The 15,439-nt window shown below is 73.3% G+C and carries 11 protein-coding genes; 6 read left to right on the forward strand and 5 right to left on the reverse strand.

Translation table 11 applies throughout. The annotated features are described in order from the left end of the window. Position 1 precedes the first annotated feature (1 nt). Entirely contained in the window at positions 2–784 is a 783-nt protein-coding gene (locus KLO01_RS11030; RefSeq protein WP_147064988.1) for a ParA family protein, read from the forward strand. A gap of 65 nt (positions 785–849) precedes the next feature. Then, the gene (locus tag KLO01_RS11035; RefSeq protein ID WP_147064990.1) at positions 850–1,908 is read left to right on the forward strand and encodes an NAD(P)-dependent alcohol dehydrogenase; all 1,059 of its coding nucleotides are present in this window, start codon (positions 850–852) and stop codon (positions 1,906–1,908) included. Positions 1,909–2,119: 211 nt separating this feature from the next. On the opposite strand, the gene KLO01_RS11040 is transcribed toward KLO01_RS11035, so the two are convergent. Further along, positions 2,120–3,745, reverse strand: a complete 1,626-nt coding sequence (locus KLO01_RS11040; RefSeq protein WP_147064992.1) for a DEAD/DEAH box helicase — start codon at positions 3,743–3,745, stop codon at positions 2,120–2,122. A 197-nt stretch (positions 3,746–3,942) separates the two neighbouring features. On the opposite strand from KLO01_RS11040, the gene KLO01_RS11045 reads away from it, so the two are divergent. Continuing rightward, positions 3,943–4,620, forward strand: a complete 678-nt coding sequence (locus tag KLO01_RS11045) for a ferritin-like fold-containing protein (RefSeq protein ID WP_147064994.1) — start codon at positions 3,943–3,945, stop codon at positions 4,618–4,620. Between the two features lie 178 nt (positions 4,621–4,798). Here KLO01_RS11045 and KLO01_RS11050 read toward each other — a convergent pair whose 3' ends face one another. From KLO01_RS11050 to KLO01_RS11060, 3 genes are all read right to left on the reverse strand, one after another. Then, a complete protein-coding gene (locus tag KLO01_RS11050; protein WP_147064996.1) occupies positions 4,799–5,068 on the reverse strand; it encodes a GlsB/YeaQ/YmgE family stress response membrane protein in 270 nt (89 codons plus the stop codon). Between the two features lie 174 nt (positions 5,069–5,242). Continuing rightward, entirely contained in the window at positions 5,243–5,485 is a 243-nt protein-coding gene (locus KLO01_RS11055; protein WP_147064998.1) for a DUF3107 domain-containing protein, read from the reverse strand. A 63-nt stretch (positions 5,486–5,548) separates the two neighbouring features. Then, positions 5,549–6,190, reverse strand: a complete 642-nt coding sequence (locus tag KLO01_RS11060) for a TetR/AcrR family transcriptional regulator (protein WP_147065000.1) — start codon at positions 6,188–6,190, stop codon at positions 5,549–5,551. 93 nt (positions 6,191–6,283) lie between these two features. Between KLO01_RS11060 and KLO01_RS11065 the strand changes: the two genes are divergently transcribed. Genes KLO01_RS11065 through KLO01_RS11075 form a run of 3 tightly spaced genes read left to right on the forward strand, consistent with a single transcriptional unit; the run spans position 6,284 to position 14,056 of the window. Further along, complete coding sequence (locus KLO01_RS11065; protein ID WP_307725666.1) at positions 6,284–7,522, forward strand: ThiF family adenylyltransferase; 1,239 nt, start codon at positions 6,284–6,286, stop codon at positions 7,520–7,522. Between the two features lie 49 nt (positions 7,523–7,571). Next, positions 7,572–10,715: an ATP-dependent helicase gene (locus tag KLO01_RS11070; protein ID WP_147065003.1), complete on the forward strand. Its 3,144-nt coding sequence runs from the start codon at positions 7,572–7,574 to the stop codon at positions 10,713–10,715. Next, positions 10,712–14,056, forward strand: coding sequence for an ATP-dependent helicase (locus tag KLO01_RS11075; RefSeq protein ID WP_147065005.1), 3,345 nt, complete (start codon positions 10,712–10,714; stop codon positions 14,054–14,056). Before KLO01_RS11070 ends, KLO01_RS11075 begins: the two co-directional genes overlap by 4 nt. On the opposite strand, the gene KLO01_RS11080 is transcribed toward KLO01_RS11075, so the two are convergent. Beyond that, entirely contained in the window at positions 14,022–15,419 is a 1,398-nt protein-coding gene (locus KLO01_RS11080; RefSeq protein WP_186828008.1) for a macrolide 2'-phosphotransferase, read from the reverse strand. The two genes, KLO01_RS11075 and KLO01_RS11080, sit on opposite strands and share 35 nt — an antisense overlap. Positions 15,420–15,439: the final 20 nt, after the last annotated feature.

The following is a 15,439-nucleotide window of genomic DNA, read 5'->3' on the forward strand; positions in this document are numbered from 1 at the left end:
CGTGCCCCCTCGCAAGCGCGCCGCCGGCGCCACGATCCTCGCCGTCGCCAACCAGAAGGGCGGCGTCGCCAAGACGACCTCGGTCGCCTCGCTCGGCGCCGCGTTCGCCGAGCTCGGCAAGCGGGTCCTGCTCGTCGACCTCGACGCTCAGGCGTGCCTGACGTTCAGCCTCGGTGTCGACCCCGACGAGGTCGAGGAGTCGATCCACCACGTCCTGCTCGGGCAGGTCGAGATCAAGGACGTCGTCGTCGAGTGCGAGGACGGCGTCCACCTCGTCCCCAGCTCGATCGACCTCGCCGGCACCGAGGCCGTGCTGCTCGGGCGACCGGCCCGCGAGTACGTCCTGCAGACCGCGCTCGAGCCGGTGCGCAAGGAATACGACGTCATCCTCGTCGACTGCTCGCCGAGCCTCGGGGTGCTCACCCTCAACGCCCTCACCGCGGCGAGCGGGCTCATCATCCCGATGCCGTGCGAGATGCTCAGCCACCGCGGCGTCGGCCAGCTGCTCGACACCGTCGCCGACGTCAAGCGCTTCCTCAACAAGAAGCTCAAGGTCGTCGGCATCCTGCCCACCCTCTTCGACGGTCGCAGCAACCACGCCCAAGAGGTCCTGTCCGACGTGGGCGAGCGCTACCAGCTGCCGGTGCTGTCGCCGCCGATCCCGCGCACCGTGAGGTTCGCCGAGGCGCCCGCCGTGGGCCGGTCGATCCTCGCGACGTCGCGCACGTCCAAGGGCGCGCGCGCCTACCGCGAGGTCGCCAAGAGCCTGCTGCCGCAGCTCTAGCCGGGCCGAGATCCCGCCCTCGGCCGAATGTCGGAGGGGGTCGTGAGCGGGGTTACGGTGGAGGCATGCCCACCACCACACGAGCTCTGTCCGTCCCCTCTGCCGGCGCTCCCTTCGAGGCCGTGGACCTCGAGCGCCGCGACCTGCGCGACGACGACGTCCGGATCGACGTCGCCTTCGCCGGCATCTGCCACAGCGACATCCACACCGTCCGCGACGAGTGGGGTGCCGCGCACTACCCGATCGTCACCGGCCACGAGATCGCCGGCACCGTGAGCGCCGTCGGCGACGGCGTCACCAAGTACAAGGTCGGCGACCGGGTCGGCGTCGGCTGCCTCGTCGACTCCTGCACCGAGTGCGAGAACTGCAAGAACGGCCAGGAGATGTTCTGCTCCAACGGCTCGGTCGGCACCTACAACAGCCAGAACTACGACGGCGAGTGGGCTGCCGGCGGCTACAGCCAGCAGATCGTCGTCACCGAGCGCATGGTCCTGCGCATCCCCGACGGCATCGAGCTCGACGAGGCCGCGCCGCTGCTCTGCGCCGGCATCACGACCTACTCGCCGCTGCGCCGCTGGGGCGCCGGCCCGGGCAAGAAGGTCGCCGTCGTCGGTGTCGGCGGCCTCGGACACATGGCCGTCAAGCTCGCCGCCGCCATGGGCGCCGAGGTCTCGACGCTCTCGCGCTCGTCGGCCAAGGCCGACGACGCCAAGGCGCTGGGCTCGAGCAACCACATCGCCACGAGCGACGACGACGCGATGAAGGCGGCCAAGGGCAGCTTCGACCTCATCATCAACACGGTGAGCGCGGACCTCGACATGGAGACCTACGTCCGGCTGCTCCGTCCCAACGGCGCCCTCGTCAACGTCGGCCTCCCGCCGAACAAGCTCTCGGTCAACCCCGGTGCCCTCATCGGCGGCAACAAGGTGCTCACCGGCAGCAACATCGGTGGCATCGGCGAGACCCAGGAGATGCTCGACTTCTGCGCCGAGCACGGTCTCGGTGCGACGATCGAGACGCTCGACGCGAGCGACACGACGACGATCGACGCGGCATACGACGAGGTCGTGGCGGGCAAGGTCCGCTACCGCTACGTCATCGACACCTCGACGATCCCCGCCTGACCGGCACCCGCCACGGCGGGTCGTCACACGCGACCGTCGGCGTCCTTGGGACGCCGGCGGTCGCTGTGCGCGACGGACCCGACGCTCGACCCGCCCACCCGGATGGCGCCGCGCAACGCACGAGGCCCGCCCCGCACAGTGCGGGACGGGCCTCGTGTCGGGCGGGGCAACAGCGGCCGTATGCCGGCCGGTCACCCTCGCGGGGTGGGTCTCAGTCGGTCGCGCCGGCCGGCTTGCCACCGCGGGTGCGGCGACGGCTCCGGTTGCGGCGCGGGGCGTCGGAGCCCTCGGCGGACCCGCCGGTGCCGGTGCGCGCCTCGCCGCCACGGGACCGGTCGCCGTCGCGCGAGCCACCGTCGCGCGAACCGCCGTCGCGCGAGCCACGGCCACGGCCGCCGTCACGGGACCCACCGTCACGCGAACCGCCACGGCCACCGGCCGGGCGACGGCCACCGGACTTGCCGGTCTCGCCGAGGTCCTCGAGGGTCTCCGCGTCGAGTCCGGCGCGGGTCTGGGCCGACTTGGGCAGGCGACCCTTGGCGGTGCGCGGGATGTCCATCTGCTCGTAGAAGTGGTCCGAGGAGGAGTAGGTCTCCTCGGGGTCCGGGATGCCGAGGTCGAGGGTCTTGTTGATCATCGTCCAGCGGTGCAGGTCGTCCCAGTCGACGAAGGTCACGGCGATGCCGGTCTGGCCCGCGCGACCGGTGCGGCCGATGCGGTGGATGTAGGTCTTCTCGTCCTCGGGGCACTGGTAGTTGATGACGTGGGTGACGTTCTCGACGTCGATGCCGCGGGCCGCGACGTCGGTGGCGACGAGGACGTCGACCTTGCCGGAGCGGAACGCACGCAGGGCCTGCTCGCGAGCGCCCTGGCCGAGGTCGCCGTGGATGGAGGCGGCGGCGAAGCCGCGCTCGACGAGGTCGTCGGCGACCTTGGCGGCGGTGCGCTTGGTCCGGCTGAAGACGATGGTCAGGCCGCGGCCGTTGGCCTGGAGCATGCGGGCGAGCATCTCGACCTTGTCCATGGCGTGCGCGCGGTAGACGTGCTGGGTGACGGCCTTGACGGTCTGCGAGGTGTCACCCTCGCCCTCCTGCATGGCGCGGATGTGGGTCGGCTGCGTCATGTAGCGACGGGCCAGCGCGACGACGGCACCCGGCATCGTGGCCGAGAAGAGCATCGTCTGCCGGGCGGGGGAGGTCATCGCGAGCAGCTTCTCGACGTCGGGCAGGAAGCCGAGGTCGAGCATCTCGTCGGCCTCGTCGAGCACGACGGTCTTGCAGCGCGACAGGTCGAGGTGACCCTGCTTGGCGAGGTCGATGAGACGACCCGGCGTGCCGACGACGACCTCGACGCCCTTCTGGAGGGCCTCGATCTGCGGCTCGTAGGCGCGGCCGCCGTAGACGGTCAGGACGCGGATGCCACGGGTCTTGCCGGCGCGCTCGAGGTCCGCGGCGACCTGCACGGCGAGCTCGCGGGTCGGGGCGACGGCGAGCGCCTGCGGCTTGCCCTGGTGGGCGAAGCCCTCCCAGGCGTCGTCGCCGCGGGCGATGGTCTTGTTGAGCAGCGGGATGCCGAAGCCGAGCGTCTTGCCCGTGCCGGTCTTGGCCTGACCGATGATGTCGTGCCCGGAGAGCGCGACCGGCAGGGTCATCGCCTGGATCGGGAACGGCGTCGTGATGCCGTGCGCGGCGAGGGCCGACACGATGTCGGGGTGGATCGGGAAGTCGGCGAAGGTCTGCTCGACCGCCGTCGCCTGCTTGGTCGCCTCGATGGCGGCCTCGTCGGGGATGGCCTCCGCGGTCGCGGGGTCGGCAGGGATCGTCTGGCTGTCAGTCATGGGAACTCTCTGATCGGCGGCATCACGCGCGCAATGCTCGTCGCCGCTGTGGCGGGCCGATCGGAGGTCTTCGGGCGGGCGCTCACGTGAGGCCCTCACACTGATGTTCGTCGTGCCGACCGGGCACCGTGGACCTTCCCAGCCTACCGTGCGTATGCCGTCCGCCCGGCCACCGGCGGATCGCTAGGCTGCGCGTCATGGAGACGAACCCGCCCGAGGGACTGGACGACCCGGCATACCGCGCTGCCGTCGTGGACCTCCTCGGGGTGCTCGCCTACGGCGAGCTCACGGCCTGCCTCCGGATGGCGACCGACGCCGACCTCGCGCCGTCGCTGCGGATCAAGGCGCAGATGGCCGGGTTTGCCTCGACCGAGTACCGCCAGTACGAGCTGCTCGTGGAGCGGCTCGACGACCTGGGGATCGACGCCGAGGTGGCGATGCAGCCGTTCGTGGCGCCGTTCTCCGCCTTCCACGACCGCACCAGGCCCCGGAGCTGGGTCGAGGGACTCGTCAAGGCCTACGTCGGCGACGGCATCGCCAAGGACTTCTACCGCGAGATGGCCTCGTTCGTGGACCAGCGCACGCGCGACGTCATGGACCACGCGCTCGACGACGCTGGCACGGGCGAGTTCATCGTCGGTGTCGTGCGCGACACCCTCAAGACCGACCCCACGGCCAAGGGGCGGCTGAGCCTGTGGGGCCGTCGCCTGCTCGGCGAGGCGCTGAGCCAGGGGCAGTCGGTCGCCGTGGAGCGCGACGCCCTCACCGCCCTGCTCGTGGGTGGCGGAGCCGACCTCACCGAGATCGGTGAGATGTTCACCCGGCTCACCGACCGGCACACCGAGCGGATGGCGCGGCTCGGCCTCACCGCCTGACGCTTCGGGTCCGATCCTCGGCCCACGGCGTCGCACACACGTGTGCGACGCGCGCTAGGCGCTCCTTCGTCGCACACGCACGCATCGCCCACGTGTGTGCTCGTTCCCGCGGACGGCGAAGGCCCCAACCGTCTTGCGGTCGGGGCCTTCGTCATGCGTGCTGGTGTGCGCCGGAGCGTCAGACCTGCTTCTTGCCGGTGGCCATGCCGTAACCCACGATGAGGAGGGCGGCCACGACGATGCCGGCGAGGAACGGGATGAACTGGAACCCGCCGTTGCCGTTGTTGTAGCCCAGCTGGTAGACGAGCCAGGAGGCGATGAGCGAGCCGAGGATTCCGAGGATCACGGTCACCAGGACCGAGATGCTCTGTCGTCCCGGAAGGACGAGCCGCGCCAGCGCTCCGATGATGGCACCGACGATGATGGCGCCGATGATGGTTCCGATCACGGGAACCGCTCCTTTCTGGCCCTGTCGGGCACGAGGTCGGCCACCTGGATGGTGGCCTTGAACTCTTCGACCATATGCCACAAATTGCTCTGACGACGGGGAGCGCGTGGGCTCATTTTCGAGCCGGCGCGATCGTCATCGCGGCAGGTCAGGCCGGTTTTCCAGGAGCCGGTCTCACTCGTTGTGGTCGGGGCGGATCTGGCCGAAGCCGACCCGGCTCTTCTCGGACTCGCCGACCTGGACCCAGCCCAGCGCGCGGCCGGGGACGAGGACCTGTCGGCCCTTGGAGTCGGTGAGCCGGAGCACCCCTCCGTCGACGAGCGCGGCGTCGATGGCCTGCGCGACCTCGTCGGCGGATGCGTCGGTCTCGAGTGCGATCTCGCGTGCGACGTTCTGCACGCCGATGTTGACCTCCACGGTCTGCTTCCCTTCGGTTCGTGATGGTCGCGCGGCGAGGGCCGTGGACCTGTTCACGAGAGGCTAACCGTGCGCGGCCTCCGAACGTTCCCCGCCCGTCCGGGGCAGCGACCCGATGCCGCGCCACGCGAGGGCGCTCACGAGCGCGCAGGCGTCGTCACGGGCGAGGTCGGACTCTGCGGCGAGCCAGTGCCGGGCGGTGATCTGGGCCATGCCGGCGAGGCCGACACCGAGGAGCATCGCCTGCTCGTCGGGGATGCCGGAGTCCTCGGCGATGACGTCGGCGATGGCCTCGGCGCAGGACAGCTCGAGACTGTCGAGGCGGGCGCGGACCTGCGGGACGCTCGTGAGGTCGGACTCGAAGACCATCCGGAAGGCCGCACCCTCGCGCGACACGAAGTCGTAGTAGGCGCTGATCGTCGCCGCGACGCGGTCCTTGTTGTCCTCGGTGGGGCGGGCCAATGCCTCGCGGACGAGCCGCTCGAGGGTGTCGCAGTGCTGGTCCAGCAGCGCGAGGTAGAGCTCGAGCTTGCCGGGGAAGTGCTGGTAGAGCACGGGCTTGGAGACACCGGCGTGCTCGGCGATGTCGTCCATCGCCGCCGCGTGGTAGCCGCGCTCGACGAAGACTGCCTGCGCCGCCTCGAGGAGCTGGGCGCGGCGCTCGGATCGTGGCATGCGCTGGCCGCGGGGAGTGCTCGGGTCCATGACATTCCTGTCTGCCGTGTCGTTCTCCTGTGGTCCGCGTCATCGTACGGTCCGCGAAGGGGCCTGCGGAGCCAGCGACGTATCGTGACCTGTGTGGACGCCTCCGGCGGGCCGAGCGCCCGTATGCCGCTCGCCCCCGTCGGCGAGGAGCTCTCACCTGCCGAGCGGACGAGGTTCGCACGCCACGTGATCCTCCCGGGGGTCGGGGACCGGGGGCAGCGCCGTCTGCGGTCGGCCCGGGTCCTCGTCGTGGGCGCCGGAGGACTGGGGTCGCCGGTCCTGCTCTACCTCGCCGCGGCCGGCGTCGGGCGACTCACCGTCGTCGACGACGACGTGGTCGAGGCGACCAACCTCCAGCGCCAGGTCCTGCACGGCATCGCCGACGTCGGACGCGCCAAGGTCGACTCCGCCGTGCAGGCGCTCGCCCTCCTCGCACCCGAGGTCGAGGTGCGGCCCGTCTCGCAGCGGCTCGTCGCCGACAACGTCCTCGACCTCGTCGCCGACCACGACGTCGTCGTCGACGGGGCCGACAACTTCCCCACGCGCTACCTCGTCGGTGACGCCTGCGCCCGCCTCGGCGTGCCGCACGTCTGGGGCTCGGTGTACCAGCACGACGCGCAGGTGAGCGTCTGGTGGTCCGGGGTGGGCCCGTGCTACCGCTGCGTCTTCCCGTCGCCCCCACCCCCGGGTGCGGTGCCGTCGTGCTCGACCGGTGGGGTCCTCGGTGCGAGCGTCGGGACGATCGGGTCGGTCATGGCCGAGGAGGTCGTCAAGCTCCTCATCGGCGGTGGCGAGCCCCTCGTCGGACGGCTCCTGGTCCACGACGCCTGGCGGCAGGAGTGGAGCACCCTCCCGGTGGCGGCGAACCCGGACTGCGTCGTCTGCGGTGCCGGTGCGGACCCGCGCCGCCCCCTCGGCATCGGTGCGACGGAGTCCTCGCAGGACGGGGCCGAGGAGGCGTCGGGCGACGGGGCCGGCACCGCGAGGCCCTCGCTCCCGTCGATCTCGGTCGTCGACCTCGCCACCCGGCTGGCTGCGCGGGAGTCGGGCTCGGACGAGTTCGTCCTCGTCGACGTGCGCGAGCCGGGGGAGCGCGACGTCGTCGTCATCCCCGGCGCGCTCGCCGTGCCCTTGGGGGAGGTGCGCGCACGCGGTGGCGAGGCGCTCGCGGAGGTCGCGCACGGCATACCTGTGCTCGTGCACTGCAAGAGCGGCGCGCGGTCCGCGGAGGCGGTGGAGCGGCTCCGGGCCGAGGGCGTCGACGCCGTCGACGTCACCGGTGGGGTGCTCGCGTGGGTGCGCGACGTGGACCCGACGCAGCCGACGTACTGACCACTCGAGGGCTTGCGGCCGTGTCGGTCGGACGTGATGGGATCAGTCGGTGCTGACCCTGCGACGCGCTGCGACCACCGAGGTCGTCGTGCCCACCCTCGACCCCGTGCAGCAGTCCGTCGTCGACTGGCGGGGGAGCGGCGTGCTGCGGGTGCTGGGGGCTCCGGGCACGGGCAAGACCACCGTGGCCGTCGAGCTCGTCGCCGCGCAGGTCCGTGACGGCCTCAGGCCCGAGCAGTGCCTCGTGCTCGCGGCCTCGCGGCGAGGGGCGGCCCGCCTGCGCGACCGCGTGACCGCCCGCGTCGGTGGCACGTCGACCGAGCCGCTCGCCCGGACCTTCCCGTCGTTCGGGTTCGGCGTGCTGCGTGCGCACGCCGCGCTCACCGGGGACCAGCCACCGCGCCTGCTGAGCGGACCCGAGCAGGACGTCGTGCTGCGCGAGCTGCTCGCCGGCCACGCCACCGGTGAGACGCCGGGCCCGCGCTGGCCCGAGCGGGTGCGTCTCGCCCTGCCGACTCGCGCCTTCCGGGCCGAGCTGCGTGACCTCCTCATGCGCACCGTCGAGCTGGGGCTCGATGCCGACGACCTCGAGCGCCTCGGCCGCGAGCACGACCGTGACGAGTGGGTCGCCGGGGCCTACCTCCTGCGTGAGTACGACGAGGTGACCGCGCTGCTCACGCCGGGCGCGTTCGACCCCGCCCTCATCCTCGGCGCGGCCGCGGGTGCCCTCGACGACGACCCGGACCTCGCCGACGCCGCGACCGGCTCGTTGCGGCTCGTCGTCGTCGACGACGCCCAGGAGATGACACCCGCCGCGCTGCGGCTCCTCGAGGTCCTGCGGCGCGTCGCCCCCTCGGCGGGGATCGTCCTGCTCGGCGACCCCGACAGCGCGACGCAGACCTTCCGCGGCGGTGACCCGTCGTTGCTGGCCCGCGAGTGGGCCGTGCTCGGCGACGGCCCGACCGTCGTCCTGCCCTCGAGCCACCGCCTCCCCGAGCGCCTGCTCGAGGTGACCGGTGCGGTCGCGGGCCACATCGGCGTCCTCGGTGACGCCTCGCACCGCCGGGTCGAGCCCGCTGGTCCGGGGGGTGGGGCCGAGGTGCACCTCCTGCGGTCGGCAAGCCAGGAGGCCGGGTTCGTCGCGTCCCGCCTGCGGGCGGCGCACCTGCTCGACGGGGTGTCGTGGGCCGACATGGCGGTCGTGGTGCGTGGCCAGGCGCGCAGCGCCGCCCTGCGGCGGGCGCTGCAGTCGGCGGGGGTGCCCGTGAGTGCCGCCGAGGCCGAGCTGCCCGTGCGCGACGAGCCCGCCGTGCGACCCCTCCTCGCTCTGCTCCGGGTCGTCATCGACCTCGGGCTCGGTCGCACCGACGCGGTGCCCGTCGACGTCGCACTCGACGTCCTCGTGTCGCCGCTCGGTGCCGCCGACCCGGTCGAGCTGCGGCGGCTGCGACGTGCGCTGCGCCGCGACGAGCTCGACGCCGGTGGGTCACGCACGAGCGACGAGCTGCTCGCCGAGGTCCTGCTCCGCCCGGCGGTGCACGGCCGGCTCGGCGGCGAGGGCCGGTCGGTGCAGCGCGTGGGCCGCATGATCCTCGCCGGTGTCGCCGCGTGTGCCTCGCCGGACGGCACCTGGGCCGTCGGGACGAGTGCCGAGGCGATCCTCTGGGCGATGTGGGACGCCTCCGGGCTCGCGGCACCGTGGCGGGAGTCCGCGCTGGCCGGGGGAGCCGCCGGTGCACGCGCCGACCGTGACCTCGACGCGGTCCTGGCCATCCTGCGCGCCGCCGCGACGTTCGGTGAGCGGCTGCCCGGGTCCTCGCCCGAGGCCTTCCTCGAGCACGTCCTCGGACAGGACGTCCCCGGTGACACGCTCGCGGCCCGCGCGCCCGCCGGTGACACCGTCTCCCTCCTCACCCCCCAGGCCGCAGCCGGGCGGGAGTGGCCGCTCGTCGTCGTCGCCGGTGTCCAGGAGGGCAGCTGGCCCGACCTCCGGCTGCGCGGCTCGCTGCTCGGCTCGACCGACCTCGTCGATGTGGTGCGCGGACGTGCCGGTGGTCACCGTGCCGCGCTGGCGGCCGTGCGCCACGACGAGACCCGTCTCTTCCACGTGGCCGTGTCGCGTGCCACCCGCGAGCTGCTCGTCACCGCCGTGCGCAGCGAGGACGAGCAGCCCTCTCCCTACCTCGAGGTCGTCTCGCCGCTGCCCGACGACGTGGAGCGCCGGGAGGTGAGCGACTGGGCCCGGCCGATGACCCTGCCCTCGCTCGTCGGTGCCCTGCGGCGCGACATCGTGTCCGACGACGCCCCGCGCCGGGGAGCGGCCATCACCGCCCTCGCGCGCCTGGCGCGCGAGGGCGTGCCCGGCGCCGACCCCGCCAGCTGGTGGGTGCTCCACGGCATCTCCGACGAGCGGCCGCGCCGGGGTCCCGACGACGTCGTGCGGGTCCGGCCCTCGACCATCGACGCGTTCGGCTCCTGCCAGCTCAAGTGGGCGCTCACCTCCGCCGGCGGCGACGGCCCGATGATCGGGCAGCGTGACGTGGGCACCCTCATCCACGAGATCGCGGCCGAGGGCGATGCCGACGCGCCCACCATGCGAGGTCTCCTCGACGAGCGGTGGGCGCGCCTCGGGCTCCCGCCCGGCTGGTCGACCGAGCTCAAGCGACGCGAGGCCGGACGGATGCTCGACCGCCTCGCCCGCTTCTTCGACGAGAACAGCGCAGCCGGGTGGCGCCGGCTCGCCGCCGAGGAGTCGATGAGGGTCGAGCTCGGGCGGGTGCAGCTGCGGGGGAGCGTGGACCGGCTCGACGTCGACCGCGACGGCGCCGTCCGGGTCATCGACTACAAGACCGGCTCGAGCAAGCCCAGGGCCGACGACGTCCCCCGCCACGCCCAGCTGGGTGCCTACCAGCTCGCCGTGACGACCGGCGCCTTCGGCCACCTCGGGGTCGAGCCGACGTCCGCGGGCGCGGCCCTGCTTCACCTCGGCAAGGCGGCCGGCCAGAGGACGACGATCCAGGTCCAGCCACCGCTGTCGCGCGACGAGGACCCCGGGTGGGCCGAGGACCTGGTGCGCGAGACCGGCGAGGCGATGGCGGGCGCGACCTTCACCGCCACCCCGAGCGACGACGTGTGCCGCACCTGCCCGGTCCGCAGCTCCTGCCCGGCGCAGCCCGAGGGGAGGGCCCTGTGACGAGCCCCGCTGTGGCGCTGCGCTACTCCGCAGCCGATGTCTCGCAGGCCATCGGTCTGCCCCACCTGCCGACCCCGGAGCAGACGGCCGTCATCGAGGCGCCTCTCAAGCCGCTCCTCGTCATCGCCGGCGCCGGCTCCGGCAAGACCGAGACCATGGCCGCCCGCGTCGTGTGGCTCGTCGCCAACGGGCTCGCCGAGCCCGACGAGGTGCTCGGCCTCACCTTCACCCGCAAGGCAGCGACCGAGCTCGCCGACCGCATCGGCAGCCGTCTCGCGCAGCTGCGCCGGGTCGGCCTGTGGACCCCCGCCGACGACGACGGCGCGCCGTCCCTCGGTGCCGACGTCAGCGTCTCGACCTACCACTCGTATGCCGGCCGGCTCGTCCGCGAGCACGGCCTCCGCCTCGGCTACGAGGCCGACACCCGCCTGCTCTCCGAGGCGGCCGCCTGGCAGACGGCGCACGAGGCCGTCGCGCGCTACGACGGCCCGATGGACGACGTCGAGAAGGCCGAGTCCACGGTCACCGCCGCCGTCGTCGACCTCGCGGGTGAGATGGCCGAGCACCTCCAGAGCGCCGAGTCCGTTGCGGCACACCTCGACCGGGTCATCTCGCACCTCGAGGACATGGAGCGCGGGGACACCCGCAAGAAGGCACACCCGGCGCGGGCCGAGCTCGACAACCTCAGGCTGCGACGGGCCGTCGTGCCCATCGTCGAGGACTACGCGCGGCTCAAGCGCACCCGCGACGCCATGGACTTCGCCGACCAGATGGCGCTCGCGGCCAGGCTCGCGATGACCTTCGACGACATCGGGGCGATCGAGCGGGCCCGCCACCGCGTCGTCCTGCTCGACGAGTTCCAGGACACCTCCGAGGCGCAGCTGGCGCTGCTCAAGGCGCTCTACGTCGCGCCCGGTGAGACGTCGGCGGTCACCGCGGTGGGCGACCCGCACCAGTCGATCTACGGCTGGCGCGGAGCCAGCGCGACGACCCTGACCCGCTTCGCCGAGGAGTTCGCCGACCCCGAGCCGGCCCAGAAGCGCGACCTGTCGACGAGCTGGCGCAACGACTCCGCGATCCTCGACGTCGCGAACCACCTCGCAGGGCCGTTGCGCGACACGTCCCGGGTCCCCGTCGAGCCGCTGTCGGCACGGCCCGGCGCCGGGCCGGGGTCGGTCGAGGCGTCCCGGCTCCTCACCTCCGCCGACGAGGCCGACCACGTCGCCCGCTGGCTGGCGGCGCAGCGGGCCCGGGGGCAGGTCAGCGCCGCAGTGCTGTGCCGCAAGCGCGCCGAGTTCGCCACGGTGACGGCGGCGCTCGAGGAGCACGACATCCCCCACGAGGTCGTCGGGCTCGGTGGCCTGCTCCTCACGCCCGAGGTCGAGGACGTCGTCGCCCTCCTCCACGTCGTGCAGGACCCATCGCGTGGCGACCACCTCGTCCGCCTGCTGTCGGGCCCCATGATGCGGCTGGGCATCGCCGACCTCGACGCGCTCGCGGCCTGGTCGCGCGACCAGCAGCACCGTCGCGGTGGTCCCGTGGCGCGGCACGAGAAGGACCTCGCGCCGGACGCCGCCGACGCCCCGAGCATCGTCGAGGCCCTCGACTCCCTGCCGCCGGCAGGATGGGTGGGCCCGGAGGGTGAGCATCTGTCCGAGGTCGCCGCCGCCCGTCTCGCCGGGCTCGGCAGGACGGTCCAGCGCCTGCGTGGGCTGACCTTCCTGCCGCTCGCCGACCTCGTGCTCGAGGCCGAGAAGGCGCTCGGCCTCGACATCGAGGTCCTCTCGCGGCCCAACTACACGCCGGCGGCAGCACGGGCACACCTCGACGCGTTCGGCGACGTCGCGGCCCAGTTCTCGATGAGCGCCGACCGGGCCACGCTCGGCGGGTTCCTCGACTGGGTCAAGGCTGCCATCGACGAGGAGCGCGGTCTCGACCGCGGCTACGCCGACGCGACGCCCAACGCCGTGCAGGTCATGACGATCCACGCCGCCAAGGGCCTCGAGTGGGACGTCGTCGCCGTCCCGGGGATGGTCGAGAGCACCTTCCCCGCGCACAACCTCCACACGTCCGCGTTCCAGGACGGCGAGTGGCGCATCTCCTCACCCAAGGACAAGGGGTGGCTCGCCGGCCTCAAGGACGGCGGCCTGCCCTACGAGCTGCGTGGCGACCGTGACGGTCTCCCCGACCTGGGGTGGCGCAGCGCCGACGGGTGGGACGACCTCGCCGAGCGCCTCGAGGACTTCGCGGTCGCCGGGGGGCGGCACGCGATCGCCGAGGAGCGGCGCCTCGCCTACGTCGCGGCCACCCGCGCGCGGCACGCGCTCCTGCTCACGTCGAGCGTGTGGAGCCGCCCCAAGACCCCGCGTGTGACGTCGCGCTTCCTCGAGGAGGTGCTCGAGGTCGCCGAGGGAGGTGCCGGTGCCGCGGACAGCACCCGAGTGGGCGACGCGGACGACGGCGCGGTCGGTCCCGTCCGGCGCGGCCTGTGGGTGGAGCTGCCCGAGCCGCCCGAGGACGGGTCCGTGCTCGTCAAGCCCGGCACCGAGGAGGGCGCGGAGTTCCACTGGCCGGTCGACCACCTCGACCACCGTCGACGTCGGGCGCTCCCGGCTGCCAGGGCCGTGCTCGACGCGGTCCCGGACACCGACCGTGACCCGGGCGACGGGCCCTGGGGACAGGAGCTCCAGGTCCTCCTCGCCGAGCGTGCCGCACGCGCCGCCCGGCACGCCGACGTGGTCGAGCTCCCGTCGCACCTGTCGACGTCGTCGCTCGTCGCCTTCGCCACCGACCCCGGACGGTTCGCCTCCGAGCTGCGCCGTCCGATGCCGTCGGCACCGGCCAGGGCAGCGCGTCGCGGCACGGCGTTCCACGCGTGGGTCGAGGAGCACTACGCGCGGGCGGCCATCGTCGACATCTTCGAGCTGCCCGGCAGCGCCGACGAGGACCCGCTGTCCGACGACGAGCTGCCGGCGATGCGCGAGCGCTTCCTCGCCAGCCCTTGGGCGGACCGGCAGCCGGCCGAGATCGAGACCTCGCTCGAGACCGTCGTCGACGGGGTGGCCATCCGCGGGCGCGTCGACGCGGTCTTCCGCGACGTCGACGACGCCGACTGGGTCATCGTCGACTGGAAGACCGGGAGCAGGCCCACCGGCGAGGTGGCTCGCACACGTGCACTGCAGCTCGCGGCATACCGGATCGCGTGGGCGCGCCTGCGCGAGGTGGACCCGGAACGGGTCCGCGGCGCCTTCTACTACGCGGGGACCGGTGAGACGGTCTGGCCCGAGCTGGCCGGAGAGGCCGAGCTCAGCGCTCTGCTGTCGGAGGTGCCGTCGGGCTGACGGGGGCGTCCGCGGGCTCGGAGCGGGCGAACGTGCGCGGCGTCCACGTCACCTCGTCGTCGTGCTCGTCGTCCGAGTCGTGCCACTGCGGTGCCGGCTCCGGGGTGGCGCCGGTGGCCGGCTCGTCGACGTCGCGGTCGGATGCGGCGTCGTCCGCGGTCGCGACGTCGTCGGGGACGACGTCGGAGCCGCTCGAGTCGTCGGGACCGTCCTCGTCGGACTCGTCGTCCGGGCCGGCGTGCGGACCGGCGTCCGGCTCCGAGGCCTCCGGCTCCTCGCTGTCCGCCGCGTCGTCCGCGGCGTCCGTCGCCACGGGTGCGAACTCGACCTCGACGTCCTCGTCGTCGTCCTCGTCGGCCACCACGGGCGGGGGAGTTGCCCGTCCGCGCAGCGCCACCGGGGTGAGCGAGCTGCGGCGGTAGTCGTCGTCGGCGTCCTCGGCATGGACCTCGTCGTCGAGCCGGCGCAGCCTGCTCGAGAGGCCCTCGACGGCGGCCTCGTCGCCCCGCGCATCGGCGCGCATGAGCTCGGCGAGGACGCCGAGCTCGGCAGCCAGCCGGGCGCGCACGAGGAGGTTGCCGTCGGGCCGCTCGACGCGGGCGTGGGCGTAGGCCTCGAGCACTGTCTCGAGGGCGGCGGGGTCCGCCTCGTCGACGAGCGCGGCGAAGTCGTCAGCAGGGTCGGCGACCTTGGCGTCCTCCCACCCCGTGAGTCCGCGGATGCGCCCCGTCGAGGCGTCGCTGTCGTCCTCGAAGACGGCGAGCACCTGGTCGCCCGTGAGGTCGCCGTGCACGCACGTCGGCGCGAAGCGCCAGAGCGCGACGTCCTCGAGCGCGTGCTCCCACCGGGCGAGCAGGGCCGTCGGCACGCGGCCGGACTCGGCGGCGCGGTCGAGCTCGGTGAGCCGCCGGCGGCGGTAGGAGTCGGTGTCGTAGGTCGGCATGCCGGCCTCGTCGAAGAGGCGCACGTCGGTGTTGTGCAGGGCGGCGAGGGCACGCCCGAGCTCGGCCGCGGGTCCGGGGCCGGGGGGCATCTCGTCGAAGGCGAGGTTCTGGCCGGGCAGGAACGCATAGATCATCGCGCGGCCACCCCCCTTGAGCTCGACGAAGCCCTTGGGCGAGGGGATCGAGAAGGGCAGCCGCCGCGCGAGCATCTGCAGCAGTGGCACGGTGAGGTCCATCCGGGCACCCGCGGCCTCGCTGCGCGGCGCGCGGACGACCCAGCGGCGGTGCTCGCTGTCCTGGACGAACGCGACGTCGTAGTCCTGGTCGGGGACGCTCGGCAGGGCCTCGACGCTCACCGGGTCCAGGCCCGGGACGGCAGCGCTGGCCAGGGCGGCAAGGAAGGTCGGGGTGCGTTCCACCCGTTCACCGTATGCCGTGA

Origin of the sequence: Knoellia locipacati (assembly GCF_007992835.1) — a bacterium.
Taxonomy (GTDB): domain Bacteria; phylum Actinomycetota; class Actinomycetes; order Actinomycetales; family Dermatophilaceae; genus Knoellia; species Knoellia locipacati.

What these genes read in the sequence shown, in the direction of transcription:
- KLO01_RS11035 (WP_147064990.1), top strand. Translation starts at nt 850, where the DNA reads ATGCCCACCACCACACGAGCTCTGTCCGTCCCCTCTGCCGGCGCTCCC.
- KLO01_RS11045 (WP_147064994.1), top strand. Translation starts at nt 3,943, where the DNA reads ATGGAGACGAACCCGCCCGAGGGACTGGACGACCCGGCATACCGCGCT.
- KLO01_RS11060 (WP_147065000.1), bottom strand. Translation starts at nt 6,190, where the DNA reads ATGGACCCGAGCACTCCCCGCGGCCAGCGCATGCCACGATCCGAGCGC.
- KLO01_RS11040 (WP_147064992.1), bottom strand. Translation starts at nt 3,745, where the DNA reads ATGACTGACAGCCAGACGATCCCTGCCGACCCCGCGACCGCGGAGGCC.